The organism is Streptomyces sp. NPDC085937 (assembly GCF_044540535.1).
GTDB lineage: Bacteria > Actinomycetota > Actinomycetes > Streptomycetales > Streptomycetaceae > Streptomyces.
Genome location: NZ_JBITSH010000016.1, coordinates 106,457 through 127,628 on the forward strand (window position 1 = coordinate 106,457; position 21,172 = coordinate 127,628).

Consider the following 21,172-nt stretch of genomic DNA (forward strand, 5'->3'; position numbering starts at 1 on the left):
TCGCCGCCCGAACGAAGGAGACGTACCGCATGGTCCTCAGACACGCCCGGACCGCGCGCCACTCGGCCCTGATGGCACTCGGCGCCCTCGTCCTCGCCGGACTCCCCTCCGCCGCGGCGGCGGACGCCTCCCCCGTGGCGGGCCCCGCGCCCGGTGCGGCGCAGACCCTCGGCGCCGACCGGCCCTCGCCGCATCTGCTCACGGCCCTCCAGCGCGACCTGGACCTGGACGCCGAGCAGGCGTCCACGCGTCTGGTCAACGAGGCGGAGGCGGGCACCCGTGCCGGCCGGCTGCGCAACTCCCTGGGCGAGCGGTACGCGGGCGCCTGGCTGCGCGGCGCGACCGCCGACGAGCTGACGGTGGCGACCACCGACGCCGGGGACGTGGCGGCCATCGAGGCCGAGGGCGCCACCGCGCAGGTGGTGGAGCGGCCCCTGGCCGCGCTGGAGGCGGCGAAGGAGAAGCTGGACGCGGCGGCCGGCCGGGTCTCCGCCCTCGACACGCCCGTCTGGTACGTCGACGTGCCGAAGAACCGGGTCGTGGTGCAGGCGGTCGACCAGGCCGCGGGCACCGCGCTCGTGAAGGCCGCCGGACTCGAGCAGGAGGACGTCGGCATCCGGCTGTCGGCCGAACGGCCCCGGCTGCTGCAGGACATCACCGGCGGTGACGCCTACTACATCAACGACTCGGCGCGCTGCTCGGTCGGCTTCTCCGTCACCAAGGGCACGCAGCCGGGCTTCGTGACGGCCGGGCACTGCGGCAGGGCGGGCGCCACGACGACCGGCTACGACCGCACCGCGCAGGGCACCTTCCAGGCGTCCGTCTTTCCCGGGAAGGACATGGCGTGGGTGGCCACCCAGAGCCAGTGGACGCCGACGCCCGACGTCAAGGCGCAGAGCGGCCAGGACGTCCAGGTCACCGGCTCGGCCCAGGCGCTCGTGGGGGCGTCGGTGTGCCGCTCCGGCTCCACGACGGGCTGGCACTGCGGCACGGTCGAGCAGCACGACGCGAGCGTCCGCTACCCGGAGGGCACGGTGGACGGGCTGACCCGGACCACGGTGTGCGCCGAGCCGGGCGACTCCGGCGGGCCGTACGTCGCGGGCGCCCAGGCGCAGGGGGTCACCTCCGGCGGCTCCGGGGACTGCACCAACGGCGGCACGACGTTCTTCCAGCCGGTCAACCCGATCCTCTCCGAGTACGGGCTGACCCTGACCACGGTGGCCGCGCAGGCCGCGACCGGGCAGCAGGAGGGCGGCTCCCGGGCGTGGACCGCCGGCTCGGTCTACGAGGCGGGCTCCACCGTCACCCGTGACGGTGTGACGTACCAGTGCCTGCAGACGCACCAGGCGCAGGGGGCGTGGGCCCCGGCCGGGACCCCGGCGCTCTGGCAGCGGCTCTGACGGACCGGCCGTACGGCGTCGGCGGCGGCCCCCGGCCGCGGCCGACGCCGTACGCCGTGCACCGTGTGCCGTGCGCCGTCGTCGCCGTCACCGGCGGTGCGGGTCAGGGCTGTTCGGCGAGCAGCGCATAGGCGGTGGCGAGGAACGGGTCGTGGGAGCGGAACCGGCGGGTGCACACCGCGGCCAGCGCGGTTCCGGTGTCGGGGCGGAATCCGAGGAACGCCTGCTGCCCGAGGGTGGCCCCGCTGTGGAAGTACAGGGGGCCGCCGTCGGCCGGGTGCCGGAACCAGGCGACGGTGTGCACGTGCCGGTGCCCGACGCCCCGCCGCAGGACGGGCGTGCGTACGGCGCGCAGCGCGCCCGCCAGTCGGGGGCAGCGGCCGGGGTCGAGATGGGCTTCGAGGAAGGTGAGCAGGTCGTGCGGGGTGGCCCGGACCGCGCCGGCCGCCCGGAAGCCGCCCGGGTCGAAGGCGGGCAGCGTGCCCGTGCCGTCCTTGCCGTGCCCGGCGGCGTCGTGTCCGTCGGTGGCGGGGTGCGGGGCGGTGTCGTGGAGGGCGAGGGGTGCGAGCACATGGCCGGCGAGCAGGTCCTGCCAGTCGGTTCCGGTGGCGGCGCCGAGGGCGTGCCCGAGGACGGCGACGCCGAAGTTGGAGTAGCGCCAGCGGGTGCCGGGGCGGTGCCGGGGGCGGTACCGCAGGAAGGCGTCGACGACGCGGGCGTCGGGGTAGCGGCCGTACGGGTTGGTGCGCCAGGCGGGCAGGGCGCGGGGGTAGAAGCCGGCAGGGAGCGCGGGCAGTCCGGCGGTGTGGGTGACGAGGTGCGCGAGGATGACCGGCGTGGTGCCGGGCGGGCGCCGGGCGCCGAGGAGGGCGGCGGCCGGTTCGCCGCCGGTGAGCCGGCCGCTGTCCACCAGGTGGGCCAGCAGCAGTCCGGTGTACGCCTTGGTGGCCGAGCCGATCTCGTAGCGCAGCCGGTCGCGGGGGCGCCCCGACGGCTCGGCGGTCCCGCCGGTGACCACGGTGCGGCGGCCGTGGCGGGAGAGCGCGAACACGACGTCCGGGGCGTCGGCCGCGGTGACCGCCTCGGCCAGCCGCTCCGTCCATCGCGTGTCCTGGGCAGGGCTGTCCGCGCTCTGAGGCGGCCCGTCCTCCCGGTCGGTGGGCGGGCCCGGCCAGGAGGTGCGGTACGCCGTCGTCATGAGGCCTGGACGAGCTCGGTCAGGGCGCGGGAGGTGGCCAGGACCGAGGCGAACGCGGCGACCAGGGTGGAGTGGTACACGACGTCGAAGACGGCTTCCTCGTCACCCTCGGGCATGTCGCGGATGGCGGGCATGGCGCCGTCGGGCTGCTGGGCGGCGGCGAACGCGCGCCAGGCCGTCTCGTCGAGGGTGGGGCGGGGCAGGCAGGCGTCGACGACGAGGAGTTCGCCGAGCAGGTCCCAGCGTTGCAGGTCCAGCCAGTCGTCGATCCACGCGGGCAGCCAGGTCGCCAGGTACGCGGCGATGTCCTCGGGCAGCCCGCCGGGGTTCTCGCCCCAGTCGGTGAGGTGGAACACGCAGTGCGTGATGTCGTAGGCGATGTGGCCCTCGACGGTCCAGGGTTCGGGGGTGCGGGCCAGCCAGGTGAAGCGCAGGGCCTCGGACTCCGCCGGTCGGGGGGTGAGGCCGAAGCGCCGCTGGAACGAGGACAGTCCGAGCCGCCGGGTGGGGGTGGTCTCGAAGGCGAACCAGCTGTCCAGGCGGTTGTTCAGCACCACGTGCTGTTCCAGCTCGGGCTGGCTGTAGCCGAGTTCGCGGAACGGCAGGTAGACCTCGAAGGGGATCGGGGAGGCCGGTTCGGTGCGCTGGCCGCGAACCAGCATGGTGCCGCCGTCCAGGGTCTCGCGCCAGATGTGGTCGAGCAGTTTGCGGGCCAGGTCCGCCTGCCGGGAGCCGGACACGCCCTCGCGGAAGAGCACCTTGCAGACGAGCGCGAGTTCACCGACCGGCTTGAAGCGTTCGAGGAAGCCCACTTCCGGGTCCACCTCGGGCTCCAGCCGGAAGCCGTCGCGGTGCGCCCAGAGCCATTCCATGGCGCCGACACCGACGCTGTGGACGAGACGGGTGTCGGTCATGCCGGCGCTCCTTGTCCGTCGGGCCGCTGCCCCGTCACGGCTCCGGCGGGCGGGGCGTCCGGGCGGGCACCGGCCAGGACCGCCGCGAAGGCGGCCATGAGGGTGGAGTGGTAGTGGTGCAGGAAGTAGCGGTCGCCGCCCCCGTCACCGGGCCTCGCGCCGAGGGCGCCGAGGTCCCGGTCGTCCAGGGGGATCTCGCCGGACGGGCCGCGGGCGGCGACCAGGCGCTGCCAGGCGTCGACGGGCGCCTCCTCGCCGGTCGTCCGGGCCACGACGGCGGACACGGCGAGGAGTTCGCCGCCGAGGTCCCACATCCCGGCCTCCAGGCAGGTGTCGAGCCAGGGCGGCAGCCAGTCCGTCAGATAGGCGACGAGGTCCGGGGGCATGGCGGCGGCGTCGCGCCCCCAGTCGCTGAGGTGGAACACGACGTGGGTGAGGGCGTATCCGGCGTCGCGGCCGAAGGTCCACGGCTCGGGCAGTCCGCCGAGCCAGGTCTGCGGCAGGTCCGGTGGTGCCTGCCCGAAGCGGTGGATGCCGCAGCACTCCTCGGCGCGCAGCACGCCGAGCCGTCGTGTCGGATCCTGTTCGGTGAGCCGCCAGCCGCGGGTGCGCGCCACCACCGCGGCCGCCTGTTCGAAGGCGGGGTGCCGCAGCCCGGCCGAGGCGAGGGCGGCGTACACCTCCAACGGGTAGGTGGCGAACGGCTCCAGGCGTTGCAGCCGGAGGAACAGTTCGCCCTCGTGCGTCTCCTGCCAGGCGAAGTCCAGCAGTCCGCGGGCGCGCGCGTGCAGCGGGTCGGAGGGGTCCGTGAGCCGGACGACGGTCGCGCAGACCTGGGCGAGTTCGCCGAGCGGTTTCCAGCTGCGGTCGACCTCGCCGTCGACGGCGAGCGCGTCGTCGCCGAGGGCGAAGCCGGGCCTGCGGGAGTCCACCCAGGCCAGCGCGTCCTCGGCGACGGTGCGGAGACCCTCCGCGGTGCCGGGCGGGGCGGTCACCCGCGTGCTCCGGTCCGCATCCGCCGGGCGGCGTGCACCTGGAGGGCGACGAGCGGGTCCTGTCCGCCCATCAGTTCCACGAAGTCCAGTCCGGAGTCGAGGCCCACGGTGTCCGGCACGCCGGGCAGCAGGGTCAGCCAGCGGCCCGCGCCGGCGGCCTGCCGCCAGTCCCGGCGGCGCACCGCGCGGACGAACCCGCGGGCGACGTCCACGGGCCGGCGCTCCGCCAGGCGGCTCACCGCGCAGTCCTCTCCGGGGACCGCGAGGGGCGCCAGGACGGCGAGTTGGTGGGTGAGGACCTGCCAGGTCGCCCCGTCGAGCCAGGTGGTGCCGGGCTCGTCCGGCGCTCCGGCGGCCGAGGGGTCGGCCCGGCGCAGAGTGCGGGCCATCGCCCAGTGGCTCCATCTGACGGTGGGTGCGGCGTCCGCGCGGGGCGGGTACGCCTCGACCGCCTTGCGGAAGACGGCCAGCTCCGCCAGGTCGGGCGGAGTGTGCGACAGGAGGCCCGGCAGCAACGCGTCCGCTCCCAGGACGCGTACGGCGGCCAGTGCGAGGTCTCCCGCTTCCCCGTCGGCCCCCGCCTGGGGGACCACGTGAGCGTGGTCCCCGCCCCTGAGGGCGGAGACCACACCGGAAGCGAGGTCCTGCACTGCGGCCTGCAAGCGGGTCGAAGTGCCTGACTGCTCCATTCGACTACTCCCGTCGATCCGTTCAGCCCTTCTTCGGGCGCGGGGTCGGCGGCGACAGCAGCAGCTTGGTCGCACCGGAGAGGAGAGCCAGGGCGGCGCACTGCCGGCTGTCGCGGTAGACGCCGTCGGCCTCGACCGGGTCGAGGGCCGCTTCGATGTCGGCGGTCTGGACTCCGGTGAGTTCCTTCTCGAGGACCTTCTCGTCGGGACGCATAACACCATCTCCCTGAGGCGTAGCGAAGTACCTTCCATTTCAGAATCACCCGAATCGGACAAATCACGCCACTTTTCTCATACTTACTTTCGTCACTTCTTCAACATGCAGGGGGGCCACGGGAGCAGGGAGCGAGGGCCCGTCAACCGGCGACCCGGCCAACGCCCGCAAGGACGACACCGCTGTGCGGGAGGGTCGGGACACGGTGCAGCGAGATGGCCAGATTCTGCTCCGGAACCGTGTACTCCATACGGGCGAGTTGCCCCGCGAGCGCCTCCAACAGGCCGACGGTGAGGCCCTCTCCGGGGCAGCGGTGGCCCGCCGCCGGGTCGCCCCCGCCCTGCGGGATCAGTTCGTCGCGCGCCGCGGGCCGTTCGAGGAAGCGCCGCGGCCGGAAGGCGTACGGGTCGCCCCACAGCGCCTCGTCGTGGTTCTGCCCGTACACGTCGAGCACCACCAGTCCCCCGGCGGGCACCCAGGCGCCCCGCCAGAACAGGTCGCGGGCGGCGAGGCCGCCGAGGAACGGCACGAACGGATAGAAGCGGCGCACCTCGTGGGCGAAGGCGGTCGCGAACGCGACGTCACCGTCCGCCAGGGGCACGCGGTTCTCGGGCCAGCGGTGCAGGGCGTGCGCCGCGAAGGCGACGAACCACGCGAGGGCGGTCGTCGGGCGGACCACGTTGAGCAGTTCGACGGCGCCGGTCTTCTCGTCGAGCGGTTCGCCGTCGAGGTCGCGGTGCCCGCACACCCGCTCCAGCACCGACCCCGCGGGCGCGGTCACCTGGCCGGTGCGGACGTCGCGCACCAGCCGGGCCAGCCGCTCCTCCTGACGGCCGCGGGCCCGCCGGGCCCTCAGATGACGTGGTCCGGCGGTGGCGAAGCCGTCCACCATCGCCGTCATGTCCCGGGCGGTCGCCGCGGCGTCGCCGTCGTCCAGCGGTATGCCGGTCCAGCGGTGCACGCCGCGGGTGAGCACCGTGGCCGCCTCGTCGAACAGCACCACGCTGTCGCGCCGGCTCCATTCCGGTACGGCCTCGTCCCAGGCGGCGACGACATGGTCCGTCAGACCCGACACGGCGGCGGGGTCCAGCAGCGGGAGGAACAGTTCCTTGCGGGCCCGGTGGGCGGCGCCGTCGAGGGTGTGCACGGCCCCGTGACCGAAGAGCGTGCCGAGGATCGGCTCGGGGATCGCGCGGTGCCGGTGCACGTTCCGCTCGTCGTAGAAGAACCGCACCGCGTCCGGCCCGCGCAGGGCGAGGGCCGGGCGGCCCATGATGCGGGTGCGGACCACGGAGCCGGCGGCGTCACGCATCCGGTTGGGGAGCCAGGCGTAGCCCTCGGCGAGGAGCGGGAGCGTGCGGTCGATCAAGGGGCGGCTGAGTACGTCCATGGCCGTCGGGTGCCCGCCCGCCCTTCCCGGACACTCCGGGCAGCGGGCGTCACACCCGTTCGGGGCGTGGCACAGACCACGCCCCGAACGAGACCCGGGTCACTTCGAGGGCGCGGAAGTGCGGACTACGGTGCTGGCGTCCTCTCCTTTCCTCCCCGATTCGGACGGACCCGTAGTGCCCGCAACGCGTCTCTCCCCCGTCATCACGGCCACCGCGCAGTGGCTGATCCGTTCCTTCCCCGCGCACGGCGGGGCCCTGTCCGCCGCCCTGTGCGAGATCCAGGCACGGCAGGCGGTGACGGTCGCGGCACGGCTGCGGTACCCGACCGCGATGGACGCGGAGCTGGTGGGACTCGCGGGCCCGGGCGGATCGGGCGCGCTGGACCGGATCACCGGGGCCGACGACCACGAGGGCGAACCGTGGCGCTCCTGGGTCGACGAGGTGGTGGCCAGCTGGGCGGCCTGCCTGCTGTCCGACGCCGGACTGGCGGCCCGGGCGGTGGCCGCACTGGGCGGGGGCGCCGGTGAGTACCGCCGGCTGCTCGCCCCCGACGCCACGGACGTCAGGGCGGCGGCCCTGCTCCGCCACCCGGACCTCCTCACCCCGATCACCCACCTCCACCGCACTTCCCTCCTGTCCCGCCTGGACCCGAACGAGGCCCTCGCGGCCTGACCGTCCGCTCCGCGACACCACCCGGGGAGGCCGCCGGGGCCCGGCCGGCTTCGGCGGGCGGAAGCCGCGCGGCTTTCCCCTGGTCGCGGGCGGGGCCCGTCCGGGACCCACGACCGCACGGGACCGGCCCGGTGTCCGGTGTGGGCGGGGGGCTCACCGTGGGTGGTTCACCCGACTGCAGTAGGCGACCGTGCCGTTGCCCGCCGTGCGGGTGAGGGTATGGGGCATGAGTAGCCCCATATCCCGGAAGTGGGAGCACGCCGTCGTCACCGGCGGCGCCGGATTCGTCGGCTCCCATCTGTGCACCGCCCTGCTCGACGCGGGAGCGGCCGTGACCTGCGTGGACGACCTGAGCACCGGGCGCCCCGAGAACATCGCCCCGCTGCTCGACCGTCCGGGGTTCACCCTCGTCCAGGCCGACGTGTCCGAGGAGCTGCCGGTGAACCGGCGCCCCGACCTCGTCCTGCACTTCGCCTCCCCCGCCTCCCCCGCGGACTATCTGCGGCTGCCGCTGCACACCATGGAGACCGGCAGCCTCGGCACCCGCAACGCCCTGGCCCTCGCCCACGAGTCGGAGGCCCGGTTCGTGCTGGCGTCGACGTCCGAGGTGTACGGCGACCCGCAGCAGAGCCCGCAGGACGAGCGGTACTGGGGCAACGTCAACCCGGTCGGCCCGCGCAGCGTCTACGACGAGGCCAAGCGCTTCGGCGAGGCGCTGACCACCGCCCACGCGGAGACCCACGGCACCGACACCTGCATCGTGCGGCTGTTCAACACCTACGGCCCCCGGATGCGCGGCCACGACGGCCGGGCCGTGCCCACCTTCGTCCGGCAGGCGCTGGCGGGCGAGCCCCTCACCGTGACCGGCGACGGCCGGCAGACGCGGTCGCTGTGCTACGTCGACGACACCGTGGCCGGCATCCTCGCGGCGGCCGCCCACGGCATGCGCGGCCCCGTCAACATCGGCAACCCGGCCGAGATCAGCATGCTCGCCCTGGCCCGCCTCGTGGTGGCGCTCGCCGGTTCGTCCTCCGACGTCCGCTACATCGAGCGCCCGGTGGACGACCCGGCCGTGCGCTGCCCCGACATCACGCTGGCCCGCGACAAGCTCGGCTGGGAGCCGCTGGTGGGCACCGAGGAGGGTCTGCGCCGCACGATCGACTGGTTCCGGGCCGAGGGAACCGGCACCTGAGCCGTCCTCCCCCGCCGGCCTCAAGGACCCGGCGGCCCGCACGGCCGCCGCCCCGATCCGCGAAAGGTCCGTCCGCCATGCGCATCCTCGGCATCAACGCCCTGTTCCACGACCCCGCGGCCGCCCTGGTGATCGACGGCCGTACCGTCGCCGCCGCGGAGGAGGAGCGGTTCTCCCGGCGCAAGCACGGCAAGCGCCCGCTGCCCTTCTCCGCCTGGGAGCTGCCCGAGAAGGCCGCCGCCTGGTGCCTGAAGCGGGCCGGGCTGCGGCCCCAGGACCTCGACGCGGTCGCCTACTCCTTCGACCCGGCGCTCGCCCGGCCCGCCGACGCGATGGGTCTCGACGACCCCTGGGACCACCTGCGGCTCACCTACGCGCGGGAGGCGCCGGGCTTCCTGCGCACCGCGCTGCCCGGCCTCGACCCCGAGGCCGTCCGCTTCGTGCCGCACCACATGGCGCACGCCGCCTCCGGCGCGTACGCCGCCCCGGACGCCGAGAGCTGCTCGGTGCTGGTGCTGGACGGCCGCGGCGAACGCGCCTCGCACCTCGCCGCGCGCCGCGTGGGCGCCCGCCTCGAACCGCTGCGCGCGCAGGACCTCCCCCACTCGCTGGGCCTGGTCTACGAGGAACTCACCGAGCACCTCGGCTTCCTGCGCTCCTCCGACGAGTTCAAGGTGATGGCGCTCGCCTCCCACGGCACCCCGCGCATGCTGTCCGAACTGCGCCGGTACGTGTATCCGACCGGCGACGGCGGCTTCCACGCCACCGGGGTGCCCTGGGCCGACCTGTGCGCCCCGCGCGGCCCCGACGAGCCGTGGACCCAGGACCACGCCGACGTCGCCGCGAGCGCGCAGGCCGTGCTGGAGGAGACGCTGCTGGACCTGGTGCGCTGGCTGCACGGCCGTACCCACGACTCCGTGCTGACCCTCGCCGGGGGTGTGGCGCTGAACTGCGTCGCCAACTCCCGGATCGCGCGGGAGGGCCCCTTCTCCCGGGTATGGGTGCAGCCCGCGGCCGGGGACGCGGGGACCGCCCTGGGCGGCGCCCTGCTGCTGTCCGCCGGCGCCGGTGACGCGCCGGAGGCCATGACGGGCGCCGACCTCGGCCGGGACTGGTCCGACGCGGAACTGGGCGCGTGGCTCAAGACGGCCGCCGTGCCCTGCGAGAAGCCCGCGGACATCGCCGTCACCGTGGCCAGGGCGCTGGCGGACAACGGCATCGTGGCCTGGTTCCAGGGGCGCGGCGAGTACGGCCCCCGGGCGCTCGGCCACCGTTCGCTGCTCGCCCACCCCGGGCACGCCGGGAACCTGGAGCGGCTCAACGACGTCAAGGGCCGCGAGCAGTTCCGGCCGGTCGCGCCGATGGTGCTCGCCGACCGGGCGGCGGAGATCTTCGACGGGCCGCTGCCGAGCCCGTACATGCTGTTCGTGCACGACGTGGCGCCCGCCTGGCGGGACCGCGTGCCCGCCGTGGTGCACGTCGACGGCACCGCCCGCATCCAGACGGTCGACCCGGCGCGCCAGCCGCTGCTGGCGCGGATGCTGCGCGAGTTCGAGCGGCTGACCGGGCTGCCCGTCGTCGTCAACACCAGCCTCAACACGGCGGGTCGGCCCATGGTGGACGACCCGCGCGACGCCCTGGAGTGTTTCGGCTCCTCCCCCGTGGACCTGCTGGCGATCGGCCCGTACGCGGTCCGGCGCGGCACGCTCTTCGCCACCGGCGACAGGGGCGACACCGACGGCACGGGCGGCTCCCTCGAGGAAGGGGACCCGCGATGACCAGGCCGGCCGCTCCCGCCGGGGAGTACGCGGTGGTCGTGCCGACGCTGGGCCGCGCCTCCCTCGCCCCGTGTCTGCGGGCGCTGGCCGAGTCGGACGGGCCGCTCCCGGCCCGCGTCGTGCTGGTGGACGACCGCCGGGACCCGGCCGTACCGCTGACCGCGGCCGTCCCGCCGTCCCTGCGCTCCCGCACCGTCGTGGTGCCCGGCAAGGCGCGCGGTCCGGCCACCGCCCGCAACACCGGCCTGCGGGCCGCCGGGGACGCGCCGTGGATCGTCTTCCTCGACGACGACGTGGTCCCCGGCCCCACCTGGGCCGACGACCTGGCGCTCGACCTCGCCGGGGCGAGCGTCGCGACCGCCGGGATCACCGCCCGGATCGAGGTGCCGCTGCCCGCGGACCGGGCGCCCACCGACTGGGAACGCAATGTCGCCGGGCTGGCCACGGCCCGCTGGATCACCGCCGACATGGCGTACCGGCGCCGTGCCCTGGAGGCCGTCGGCGGCTTCGACGAACGGTTCCGCAGGGCCTTCCGGGAGGACGCCGACCTGGCGCTGCGGATGCTCGACGCCGGCTGGACGCTGGCGGAGGGGCGGCGCACCACCACCCATCCGGTGCGGCCGGCGGACCGGATGGTCTCCGTGCGGCTCCAGGCGGGCAACGCGGACGACGTGCTGATGACCCGGCTGCACGGCCGCGACTGGTGGCGGCGGGCCGACGCGCCGCGCGGCCGTCTTCCCCTGCACCTGGCGACGGCCTCGGCCGGGACCGCCGCGGCGGTGTGCGCGCTGACCGGGCACCCGCGGGCGGCGTCCGTCTGCGCCGCCGGCTGGCTGGCGGGCACCGCCGAGTTCGCGCTCGCCCGGATCCTTCCCGGCCCGCGCACCCGGGACGAGATCGTCACCATGGCGCTCACCAGCACCCTCGTCCCGGCGGCCGCCACCTGGCACTGGCTGCGCGGGCAGATCCTGCACCGCGCCGCCTCGGCGCACCGGCACCGGGCCGCGCACCAGGCCCAGGCGCCGGCCGCGCCGTCCGGCGAACGGCTCCCCACATGACCCGGCGACCGTCCCCGGCCCGCGACGGTCCGTCGCCGGCACGCTCCCGGCCGCACCCGCGGCCGGAACCCGATCCGCGGGCGGTGGTGTCCGCATCCCCGCCGCGACCGATCACGGAGGTGAGCCCATGACCGCGGACTTCGCCCCAGTCCCCCCCGGCGTGCTGTCCGTCGCGCTCGTCTCGGAGCACGCGAGTCCCCTCGCCGCCCTCGGCGGGGTGGACGCCGGCGGACAGAACGTCCACGTCGCCGCCCTGGCCACGGCGCTCGCCGACCGGGGACACCGGGTCACGGTGCACACGCGCCGCGACGCGCCCGGGCTGCCGGACCGGGTGCGGCTGAGCGAGCGCGTGGAGGTGCACCACGTGACCGCCGGGCCCGCCGAGCCCGTCCCCAAGGACCGGCTGCTGCCGTACATGGACGAGTTCGGGCGCCGGCTGGTCCGGGAGTGGCGGGCCCGCACCCCGGACGTGGTCCACTCCCACTACTGGATGTCCGGGCTGGCCTCGCTGGGCGCGACCCGGGAACTGGGCCTGCCGCTGCTGCACACCTTCCACGCGCTGGGCACGGTGAAGCGGCGGCACCAGGGCGACGCCGACACCAGCCCCCCGGAGCGGATCGGCTGTGAGATCGAGGTGGGCCTCGGCTGCGACCGGGTCGTCGCCACCTGCCGCGACGAGATCGCCGAGCTGGTCCGGATGGGCGTGCCGGCCCACCGGATCGGTGTCGTGCCGTGCGGCGTCGACACCGACCGGTTCACCCCGCTCGGCCGGCGCCTGCCGCGCGGCCCGCACCGCCACCGGCTGGTCCAGCTGGGGCGGCTGGTGCCCCGCAAGGGCGCGGCCGTCTCGGTGGCCGCGCTGGCCCGGCTGCCGGAGACCGAGCTGCTGGTGGCGGGCGGTCCCCCGGCGGACCGGCTCGACGACGACCCGGAGGTACGCCGGCTGCGTGGCGTCGCCCGGGACGCCGGGGTCGCCGACCGGGTCCGCTTCCTCGGCGGGGTGGACGCGGAGCGGGTGCCCGCGCTGCTGCGCTCCGCCGACGTGGTGCTGTGCCCCGCCGACTACGAGCCCTTCGGCATCGTCCCGCTGGAGGCCATGGCCTGCGGCCGTCCCGTGGTGGCCAGCGCGGTCGGCGGCCAGCTCGACACGGTCGCCGACCCGGGCACCGGGCGGCTGGTCCCGCCGGGCGACCCGGAGGCGCTGGCCCGTGCCGTGGCGGGTCTGCTCGCCGACCCGGCGGCCCGGGAGGCCCGCGGGGCGGCCGGCCGCCGCCGGGTGCTCAGCCGTTACGGATGGCCGCGGGTCGCCGCGGCCACGGAGGCGGCGTACTGCGAGGTCCTCGACACCGAGCCGGCCGTGACCCGGACCGGCTGAACCGCCGGCCAGGACCGGCCCGCCGACGTCCGACGTTGGAAGGAGGTGCGGGTGCCGTCGCCGTCCCCGGAGGGCGGCGCGCCCGACACACCATGACCGAAAATCCCGCACTCGACGCCGCCCGTCTGCACTGCCGGTCCCTCCAGGAGGCTCTCGACGGTTTCCGCCGGCACGGTCTGCCCCGGATCGCCGACTGGGGCGGCCGGCTCGCCACCGTCCTGGCCGGCGGCGGCCGGCTGCTGGCCGCCGGGAACGGCGGCAGCGCCGCCCAGGCCCAGCACCTCACCGCCGAACTGGTCGGCCGCTACCGGCGCGAGCGGCGCGCCTACTCGGCGCTCGCGCTGCACGCGGAGACCTCCAGCGTCACCGCCATCGGCAACGACTACGGCTTCGACCACGTCTACGCCCGTCAGGTCGACGCCCACGGACGTCCCGGTGACGTCCTGATGCTGCTGTCCACCTCCGGGCGCAGCTCCAACCTCATCGCCGCCGCGGTGGCGGCCCGCCGCGCCGGTCTGCAGGTGTGGGCGCTCACCGGGCCGGGACCGAACCCGCTGATGGAGGCCGCCGACGAGGCGCTGTGCGTGACGGCCGCCTCCTCCGCGACCGTGCAGGAGACGCACCTGGTCGCCGTGCACCTGCTCTGCGAGTGTTTCGACGCCGCCGTGTCCGCGCCCCCGGCGCCGGCCGTGGCGGCTGTTCCCGGGAGGCTGACATGACCGGTCCCAAGCCGCTGGTGGTGGTGGGTGACGTCCTGCTCGACGAGGACATCGAGGGCGTCGCGACCCGGCTGGCCCCGGACGCGCCCGCCCCGGTCGTCGACGTCACCGGCGACCACCGGCATCCGGGCGGGGCCGGGCTGGCCGCCGCGCTCGCGGCCCGTGGCGGCCGGGACGTCGTCCTGGTGACCGCGCTCGGCGACGACCCCGCCAGCGAGGCCGTACGCCAGCAGCTCAGCGGGCGGGTACGGCTGCTGGAGCTGCCGCTGCACGGCACGCTGCCGGTGAAGACGCGGGTGCTGGCGGGCGGACGGCCGCTGGTGCGCATCGACCGGGGCGGCGGCACGCCGGGCGAGCCGGACGAGGCGGTGCGCGAGGCGCTGGCCGGCGCGCACGCGGTCCTCGTCGCGGACTACGGCCGGCACACCGCCGGCGCGGTGCGCCCGCACCTGGAGGAGGTCGCCCGGCGCACCCCGCTGGTGTGGGACCCGCACCCCAGGGGCGAGACACCGGTGGCGGGGGCGCGGCTGGTCACGCCCAACGCGGGCGAGGCGGTCGCGCTGTGCGCGGGCACACCCGGGGTGTCGGGCGCGTCCCTGGGTGCCTTCGCCGAACGCGGTACGGAACTCGCCGAGCGCTGGCGGGCGGCGGGCGTCGCCGTGACGCTGGGCGACCGCGGGGTGCTGCTGACCCGGCCGGGCGGTGGCACGCCGATGCTGATCCCGGCGCCCTTCCACGCGGACGGCGACCCGTGCGGCGCGGGCGACTGCTTCGCGGCGACGACCGTCGCCGCGCTGGCGGACGGGCTGCTGCCGGAGGAGGCGTTGCAGCGGGCGGTGGCCGAGGCCGCCGCGTTCGTCGCGGCGGGCGGCGCGGGCAACCCGGACCTGTGGCACACGCCGGTCGCGCCGGTCCCCGCGCAGGACCCGGCCGCCGACGCGTTCGAGCTGGCGCGGGCGGTACGGGCGCGCGGCGGGACGGTGGTGGCCACGGGCGGCTGCTTCGACCTGGTGCACGCGGGTCACGTGGGGCTGCTGGAGAGCGCCCGGCGGATCGGCGACTGTCTGATCGTCTGCCTGAACTCCGACGACTCCGTGAGCCGCCGCAAGGGCCCGGGCCGTCCGCTGACACCGGCGGCGGACCGGGCGAAGGTGCTGGCCGCGCTGGGCAGCGTGGACGCGGTGGTGGTCTTCGAGGAGGACACGCCCGAGGAGATCCTGGGGCGCCTGCGTCCCGACGTGTGGGTCAAGGGCGGCGACTACTCCGTCCAGGACCTGCCGGAGGCGGAGGTCCTGCGTACGTGGGGCGGGCAGGCGGTGGTGCTCCCGTACCTCGACGGCCGCTCGACCACGCTGCTCGCGCAACGGGCTGCCGATGCGGTGAGGGTGGCTCTGAAGCCGACGGAAGGGTAGCGCCCCCGGGGGCGGAGCCCTCGGATCCGGCGACGCCGGTTCACCGTGTGTTCGAGGGCCCCGTACCTCGGACTCCCGTTCGCGCAGTTCCCCGCGCCCCTTGAGGGCGAGCTGCCACCGCGTGCCGTGACGGCTCCGTTCCCCGGGTGCCGTTCGCGCAGTTCCCCGCGCCCCTTGAGGGCGAGCTGCCACCGCGTGCCGTGACGGCTCCGTTCCCCGGGGTGCCGTTCGCGCAGTTCCCCGCGCCCCTTGAGGGCGAGCTGCCACCGCGTGCCGTGACGGCTCCGTTCCCCTGGTGCCGTTCGCGCAGTTCCCCGCGCCCCTTGGGGGTGTCTGCCACCGCGTGCCTTGGCGGCTCCGTTCCCCGGGGTGCCGTTCGCGCAGTTCCCCGCGGGTCCGGAGAGGATCACGCCGCCGTTTGCAGGGCCGGCTGGGGGACCGGGTCCTTCGTGGGCAGTGTGACCGAGGGCGCGGGCGTGCGGTGGCGGTGGAGGAAGTGGCCCGCCGTGATCGACACGGCGATGACCACCCCGCCGGTGATCAGCGCACCGCGCGGACCGGCGAGTTCCATCAGGAGGCCGAGGGCCGGTGGGCCGCCCAGGCTCCACACGGTGCCGATGCTGCCCCACACGCCCAGCACGCGTCCGCGCAGATGGGCGGGCGGGTCGGTCTGCAGGACGGACGTACCGGCCGTGTCGGAGACGGACTCCACGACGGCCATGGGGAGGACCAGGACCAACAGCACCGCCAGGGAGGGCGACAGGCCGGCCACGATCTGGAGCAGCGCACCGGTCGCCGCGAGGGCGCCGACCAGCCGTACGGAGGGCCGCCGCAGCCGCGCCCCCAGCACCGCGCCGACGATGCCGCCGGCCGCGAGGACGGTGGACACCGTGCCGAAGGCGCCCGCCCCGCCCGCGAGCGGGCCGGTGACGAGGACGGCGAGCGTGAGCCCGTAGTTGCGGCCGAACACCGCGCTGATGCCGGTGACCCCGGCGAGCGCGAGCAGCCGCGGGCGGCGGGCGAAGAAGGTCAGCCCCTCGCGGACGGACATGGTGGACGCCGCCGGCCGGCCGCGCTCGACGACCTGCCGTACCGCGCCCGCCGCCGGGCGCAGGAACGGGATGACCGCCGTCACGAACAGGAAGGAGAAGCCGTTGGCGAAGTAGGCGGCGGAGGTGCCGAGGAAGCCGACCGTCACACCGGCGAGGGCGGCGCCCGCGAGCCGGCCCGCGTTGAAGACCAGCGCGCCCACGCCGATGGCGGAGGGCACGTCCTCGGCGGGGACGAGGTCGTTGCCCAGCAGGGCGCAGGCCGGGTTGTCCACGGTGGCGACCATGCCGGTGACGGCGGCCAGCACCATCAGGGTGGTCATGTCGAGCCGGTCCAGCGCCACCAGGGTGGCGGTGGTGAACGCGATCACGGCCAGCAGGGCCTGGCTGACGGCGGCCGTCAGCTTCCGCGGCCAGCGGTCGACGGCAGCGCCGCCGAGGACGCTCATGAGGAGCGCCGGGGCCGCCTGGACGGACATGGACAGACCCGTGGCCGCGGCGGAACCGGTGATCTGGAGGACCAGCAGGTTCTGCACGGTGAGCTGCATCCACGTACCGGCGTTGGACACGAAGTTCGCCACGGACCACCAGCGCATGCTGCGGTGCCGCAGGGAACGCCAGGGCGACCGGGACCCGGCCGGGGCGGAGGTGGGGGAGGAAGACACGGTGCGCTACTCGGGGAGGAGCCCGCGGGGGGGCTCGGCTGAGTGGGCGCGGGAGGCCGAGACCGGCAACGCTGCGCGGTGGTTCCCGTCGCCGGAAGGGGCGCGGCCCATCGTGGCAGAAGGGACCCCCGAGTCCTTTCCGGACCGGGCGCACCGTGCGCTGCGGAAGACGTCAACAAGGCGGTACCCGGCGGCACTTGGCCGCCCGAGTGCGCTTGCTCACAGAGAGGTTTGAAACGCGGAAAACAGGGCCCGGTCGCTTTTCGCGACCGGGCCCTCACCCGCCGTCCCGGGCTTCCCCGGGGGACGGTCAGTGGGACAGCTTGGCCCGGGCGCGTCCGGCGACCGCGCCGGGGCCGGCACCGGCCTTGAAGGCCCGCCGGGCGACGCGGGCGTCACGGCCGAGGCCGCGGGCGGCGTGCCGTCCGCGCCACAGCATCGAGGGGGCGGAGCCGGTGTCGTCCGCGGCGATCAGCAGACCGCCCAGCATGGACAGGTTCTTCAGGAAGTGGATCCGCTGCTGGGCCTTCTGGTCGGCGTCCTCCTCCTCCCAGAACCGGTGCGCGGCCAGCGTCGTGGGCACCAGGGTGAGGGCGACCGCGAGGGCGGCCGGACGGGACAGCCGTCCGGTGGCCAGCAGCAGGCCTCCGACGACCTGGACGGCGCCGTTCAGGCGCACGGAGTCCTCGGTGCGGTCGGGCACCAGGGAGACCCGGCCGGCGACGGGCCGTACGACGGGCTCGGCGAGGGGGGAGACGCGATCCGGGTGGCGGACGGAATCCAGCCCGCCCGCGATGAACATCGACGCCAGCATGGGCCGGCCGAGGACGCGCAACAGACTCATGTCCTACTCCTGAGGTGGGAGGGGGCGGTGCGCCGGGTTCCCCGAGAGGCGGGGAACATGCGGCGTGCGGTCACCAGAACCGGGTGGTGAGGGCGGGCTGACGGGTCGCCTCGACGGCGTCGCGCAGGCACAGGGCGACGCCGATGGTGGCGCGCAGGACCGAGGGCCGTACGCTCTGCGCGGTCTCGGTGGCCAGGACCAGCAGGCAGCCCGCCGCCTGTTCGACCACGGAGACCGGGAGGGTGTAGTCGCTGTCGGCGGCCGCGCGGAACGCCTTCAGCGGGATTCCCGCTCCGTCGACCGTCCGCCTGGCGGCCTGCTCCAGGTGCTGTGCGGCCTGTTCGCAGAGTGAGGCGGGCAGGATGAGGGTGCGCTGGAACGATGAACTGGTCATAAGTCCAGTGCTCCCACGGCACGGAGCCGTTCCCTCGGGCGGTGCCGGTTTTTCACCGTCCCGCGTGAGCGGCCGTCGCCGCGCCCGGCTCGTACGCTGGGCCGGACCGTGCCGAAGGTGAGGAGCCGCCCATGCCCCTGTCGTCGTCGCCCGCGCCCGCCGCGGAGGGGCCCGGGGAGGTGGTGGCGCGGCTGACCGGGCGGGCGGTGACCGGTGTGCGGGCGCTGTCCGGCGCGCTCACGGAGGTCGCCCTGGACGACGGTCCGCCGGTGGTCGTGAAGCGGACCGAGGGCGCGGAGGCGGCGCGTGCCGAGGCGGCGGGGCTGCGCTGGCTGGCCGCGGCCGGCACGCCGCCGGTGCCGCGGCTGCACGGCCACGAGGGCCGGTGGCTGGTGCTGGACCGGGTGGCGGAGGGCCGGCCCGGCCGGGAGGCGGCGGTCCGCTTCGGGCGGGATCTCGCGGCTCTGCACGCGGCGGGCGCCCCCGGGTTCGGGGCACCGCCGCCGGGCGGACCGGTGGAGGCGTTCATCGGGCTGGCCCCGATGCGCAACGTCACCGGCGACGACTGGCCCGGCTGGTACGCGGAGCACCGGGTGCTGCCGTATCTGCGCCGGGCGGTCGACCAGGGCACGGTGACGTCCGGTGAGGCGGCGCTGGTCGAGCGGGTGTGCGCGCGGCTGCCGCAGCTGGCCGGGCCCGCCGAGCCGCCCGCGCGGCTGCACGGCGACCTGTGGAACGGCAACGTGCTCTGGGGCGCCGACGGGAGGGTCCATGTGATCGACCCGGCCGCGCACGGCGGGCACCGGGAGACCGACCTGGCGATGCTGGAGCTGTTCGGCTGTCCGCTGCTGGACGCGGTGCTCGACGGCTACCAGGACGTGGCGCCCCTGGCGGACGGCCGGCGCGCACGCGTCGGCGTGCACCAGCTGTTCCCGCTGCTGGTGCACGCCGTGCTGTTCGGGCGGGGCTACGCCGAGCAGGCGCTCGACGCGGCCCGCTCGGCGCTGTCCCGGTGACCTCTCAGCGGGTCACCACGTGCCGCTCGTCGGGGACGCAGTGGGTCATGGTGAGCCCCTCCACGTCGCGCGGCGGGTTGTCACCGAGGTTGGCGAGCCGCTTGCGGTCGTCGTCGGTGAGGTCCTGGCTCGCCAGCGGCTCCAGGTGGGCGACGTCCTCCGGCATGATGCCGAGGCCTTCGCCGACCCGGCGGCCGAGGTCGTTCTCGACGAGCAGGAAGTGCCACACCATGCGCTCCTGGACCGGGCGGTCGCACTGGGAGAGCTGGCCGATGAAGTTCTTGACCAGGTCGTCGCGCTCCCAGTCCTCCATCAGCAGGTAGCGCTGCCCCGCCTGCATGTAGTCGTTGGTGCGCTCGATGCGCTTGCGGGTGACGCGGCCCCGGATCTCCGGACCCTGTTCGTCGTGCGTCGGGTACTGGGCCTCGCGCAGTCCGCCGGTGATCGACGGCTCGTAGTTGACGTGCGGGTTCTCCCCGCCGCCGTCCTGGTGGTAGGCCATCAGGCCGTCGCGCTGGTTGGTGCGCACCTCGGCGTTCTTGGCCTGGTTGACCGGCAGCTGCAGGTAGTTGGGGCCGACCCGGTAGCGCTGGGTGTCGCTGTAGGAGAAGGTCCGGCCGACGAGCATCTTGTCGTCGGAGAAGTCCAGGCCGTCGACGAGGACGCCGGTGCCGAAGGAGATCTGCTCGTTCTCGGCGAAGAAGTTGTCCGGCATCCGGTTGAGCACCATCTTGCCCACCGGCTTCGGCGGGAAGTCCTGCTCGGGCCAGGTCTTGGTGTCGTCCAGCGGGTCGAAGTCCAGCTCCGGGTGCTCGTGGTCGTCCATCATCTGGACGACCAGCTCCCACTCGGGGTACTCGCCGCGCTCCACGGCCTCGTAGAGGTCCTTGGTGGCGTGGCCGAGGGACTGCGCCTGGACGTTCGCCGCATCCTCCTCGGTCATGGAGCGCACGCCCTGCTTGGGCATCCAGTGGTACTTGACCAGCTTGGTCTCGCCCTCGGCGTTGACCCACTTGTACGTGTTCACGCCGAAGCCCTGCATGTGGCGGTAGTCCGAGGGGATGCCGCGCGGGCTGAACAGGTTGACCAGCATGTGCATGCACTCGGGGGTCTGCGACATGAAGTCGAAGATGCGGCGCGGCTGCTGCTCGAAGGTGACCGGGTCGGGCTTGAGGGCGTGGATGACGTCCGGGAACTTGATGGCGTCCCGGATGAAGAAGACGCCCAGGTTGTTGCCGACGAGGTCCCAGTTGCCGTCCTCGGTGTAGAACTTCACCGCGAAGCCGCGGGGGTCGCGGGCGGTCTCGGCGGAGTCCCGGCCGCCGATGACGGTGGAGAAGCGGACGGCGAGGTCGGTGCGCTTGCCCGCCTCCTGGAAGAGCTTGGCGCGGGTGTAGCGGGAGATCGGCTCGTCGCCCCACTTGCCGTACGCCTCGAAGTAACCGAAGGCGGTGACGCCGCGGGCGTGCACGACGCGCTCGGGGATGCGCTCCCGGTCGAAGTGGCTGATCTTCTCCAGGAACTGGTAGTTCTCCAGCGTGGCCGGGCCGCGCGAGCCCACGGTGCGCTGGTTCTGGTTGTCGTAGACCGGATGGCCCTGCCGGTTGGTGAGTACCTTGCGGTCGTCGCCGGTAGCGGGGCCCTGGCTCGAAACGTCCGTCATGATCGTGGGGCTCCTTGCACTGCTGTTCATGGCCGGTGACGGGCCGGGGCGCGGCTGCCTCCGGGCCGTCGGCCGGTTCCTGGCGAGCGGCCCGGGTACCCGGCGCCGCGGCGTCATTCACGCGTCCGTGGACCCGTTCGCGGCGACGGCCGGACGAACGGGCGCCCGGCCACCGGTCACGTCCCGCCGGTGGCGTGCGTACGAGGGCCATGCTGCCCCCGTTCGGCACGGACGGCGACCGGAGCGGGGCGGAGGGTGACGGAGCGGGCGACAGCGCGGGTGAGGGCCGGCTTCACGGCCGGGCGGGGAAGCGGTCAGGCCGGCCGGTCTTCTTCGCACCGAGGAGTGCGACGCCGTCGCGGGCGAGCGTCCACGGCGGGCACCCCCGCGCCGGTGCTCTCAGCGTCCACCCGGAGGCGGGCACACCACGAGGCGGGAGCGCGACCGGTCCCCCGTTCCGGTCGTGCCCCCGCCGTGGCTCGAAACTATGCAACGCGGGACCGGTCTGTGTATCGCACCCGTGCCCGCTGCGCG

19 protein-coding genes are annotated in these 21,172 nt (G+C 75.1%); 9 read left to right on the plus strand and 10 right to left on the minus strand.

All coding sequences use genetic code 11. The features are described 5' to 3' along the window. Positions 1-29: 29 nt before the first annotated feature. The gene (locus ACIF8S_RS27985) at positions 30-1,400 is read left to right on the plus strand and encodes a trypsin-like serine protease (RefSeq protein ID WP_400002671.1); all 1,371 of its coding nucleotides are present in this window, start codon (positions 30-32) and stop codon (positions 1,398-1,400) included. Between the two features lie 103 nt (positions 1,401-1,503). On the opposite strand, the gene ACIF8S_RS27990 is transcribed toward ACIF8S_RS27985, so the two are convergent. From ACIF8S_RS27990 to ACIF8S_RS28015, 6 genes are all read right to left on the minus strand, one after another. Beyond that, entirely contained in the window at positions 1,504-2,598 is a 1,095-nt protein-coding gene (locus ACIF8S_RS27990; RefSeq protein WP_400002673.1) for a serine hydrolase domain-containing protein, read from the minus strand. After that, entirely contained in the window at positions 2,595-3,512 is a 918-nt protein-coding gene (locus tag ACIF8S_RS27995; protein ID WP_400002674.1) for a DUF6895 family protein, read from the minus strand. Before ACIF8S_RS27995 ends, ACIF8S_RS27990 begins: the two co-directional genes overlap by 4 nt. Beyond that, positions 3,509-4,507, minus strand: a complete 999-nt coding sequence (locus ACIF8S_RS28000) for a DUF6895 family protein (RefSeq protein ID WP_400002676.1) — start codon at positions 4,505-4,507, stop codon at positions 3,509-3,511. The genes ACIF8S_RS27995 and ACIF8S_RS28000 overlap by 4 nt, the downstream gene beginning before the upstream one ends. Further along, the gene (locus tag ACIF8S_RS28005; RefSeq protein ID WP_400002678.1) at positions 4,504-5,196 is read right to left on the minus strand and encodes a hypothetical protein; all 693 of its coding nucleotides are present in this window, start codon (positions 5,194-5,196) and stop codon (positions 4,504-4,506) included. Before ACIF8S_RS28005 ends, ACIF8S_RS28000 begins: the two co-directional genes overlap by 4 nt. 22 nt (positions 5,197-5,218) lie before the next feature. Further along, on the minus strand, positions 5,219-5,410 hold the full coding sequence (locus tag ACIF8S_RS28010) for a hypothetical protein (RefSeq protein ID WP_024887656.1): 192 nt from the start codon (positions 5,408-5,410) through the stop codon (positions 5,219-5,221). Positions 5,411-5,552: 142 nt separating this feature from the next. Next, positions 5,553-6,800 (minus strand): cytochrome P450, encoded by a 1,248-nt coding sequence (locus ACIF8S_RS28015; RefSeq protein WP_400002680.1) that lies wholly within the window; start codon positions 6,798-6,800, stop codon positions 5,553-5,555. A gap of 175 nt (positions 6,801-6,975) precedes the next feature. On the opposite strand from ACIF8S_RS28015, the gene ACIF8S_RS28020 reads away from it, so the two are divergent. The 7 genes from ACIF8S_RS28020 to rfaE2 all read left to right on the plus strand — a co-directional run bounded on the left by ACIF8S_RS28020 (position 6,976) and on the right by rfaE2 (position 15,007). Beyond that, positions 6,976-7,473: a hypothetical protein gene (locus tag ACIF8S_RS28020; RefSeq protein WP_400002682.1), complete on the plus strand. Its 498-nt coding sequence runs from the start codon at positions 6,976-6,978 to the stop codon at positions 7,471-7,473. Positions 7,474-7,699: 226 nt separating this feature from the next. Beyond that, positions 7,700-8,665: an NAD-dependent epimerase/dehydratase family protein gene (locus ACIF8S_RS28025; protein ID WP_349796729.1), complete on the plus strand. Its 966-nt coding sequence runs from the start codon at positions 7,700-7,702 to the stop codon at positions 8,663-8,665. Positions 8,666-8,742: 77 nt separating this feature from the next. Next, entirely contained in the window at positions 8,743-10,443 is a 1,701-nt protein-coding gene (locus ACIF8S_RS28030; RefSeq protein ID WP_400002684.1) for a carbamoyltransferase, read from the plus strand. After that, positions 10,440-11,501 carry a glycosyltransferase family 2 protein gene (locus ACIF8S_RS28035; protein ID WP_400002686.1) on the plus strand — a complete coding sequence of 354 codons (1,062 nt, stop codon included), beginning with the start codon at positions 10,440-10,442 and terminating at the stop codon, positions 11,499-11,501. Before ACIF8S_RS28030 ends, ACIF8S_RS28035 begins: the two co-directional genes overlap by 4 nt. A 127-nt stretch (positions 11,502-11,628) precedes the next feature. Then, complete coding sequence (locus tag ACIF8S_RS28040; protein WP_400002688.1) at positions 11,629-12,876, plus strand: glycosyltransferase; 1,248 nt, start codon at positions 11,629-11,631, stop codon at positions 12,874-12,876. A gap of 92 nt (positions 12,877-12,968) precedes the next feature. Further along, on the plus strand, positions 12,969-13,595 hold the full coding sequence (locus tag ACIF8S_RS28045) for an SIS domain-containing protein (RefSeq protein WP_400002690.1): 627 nt from the start codon (positions 12,969-12,971) through the stop codon (positions 13,593-13,595). Then, the gene (gene rfaE2 / locus ACIF8S_RS28050) at positions 13,592-15,007 is read left to right on the plus strand and encodes a D-glycero-beta-D-manno-heptose 1-phosphate adenylyltransferase (RefSeq protein ID WP_400002692.1); all 1,416 of its coding nucleotides are present in this window, start codon (positions 13,592-13,594) and stop codon (positions 15,005-15,007) included. The genes ACIF8S_RS28045 and rfaE2 overlap by 4 nt, the downstream gene beginning before the upstream one ends. Positions 15,008-15,413: 406 nt before the next feature. Here rfaE2 and ACIF8S_RS28055 read toward each other — a convergent pair whose 3' ends face one another. From ACIF8S_RS28055 to ACIF8S_RS28065, 3 genes are all read right to left on the minus strand, one after another. Continuing rightward, positions 15,414-16,652 carry an MFS transporter gene (locus tag ACIF8S_RS28055; protein WP_400002738.1) on the minus strand — a complete coding sequence of 413 codons (1,239 nt, stop codon included), beginning with the start codon at positions 16,650-16,652 and terminating at the stop codon, positions 15,414-15,416. 379 nt (positions 16,653-17,031) lie between these two features. Further along, positions 17,032-17,565, minus strand: a complete 534-nt coding sequence (locus ACIF8S_RS28060) for a DoxX family protein (protein ID WP_400002694.1) — start codon at positions 17,563-17,565, stop codon at positions 17,032-17,034. A 70-nt stretch (positions 17,566-17,635) separates the two neighbouring features. Continuing rightward, positions 17,636-17,959, minus strand: coding sequence for a hypothetical protein (locus ACIF8S_RS28065; protein WP_145828452.1), 324 nt, complete (start codon positions 17,957-17,959; stop codon positions 17,636-17,638). Positions 17,960-18,090: 131 nt separating this feature from the next. On the opposite strand from ACIF8S_RS28065, the gene ACIF8S_RS28070 reads away from it, so the two are divergent. Beyond that, on the plus strand, positions 18,091-18,975 hold the full coding sequence (locus ACIF8S_RS28070) for a fructosamine kinase family protein (protein WP_400002696.1): 885 nt from the start codon (positions 18,091-18,093) through the stop codon (positions 18,973-18,975). Between the two features lie 4 nt (positions 18,976-18,979). Here ACIF8S_RS28070 and ACIF8S_RS28075 read toward each other — a convergent pair whose 3' ends face one another. Continuing rightward, positions 18,980-20,638: a catalase gene (locus tag ACIF8S_RS28075; protein WP_400002698.1), complete on the minus strand. Its 1,659-nt coding sequence runs from the start codon at positions 20,636-20,638 to the stop codon at positions 18,980-18,982. Positions 20,639-21,172: the final 534 nt, after the last annotated feature.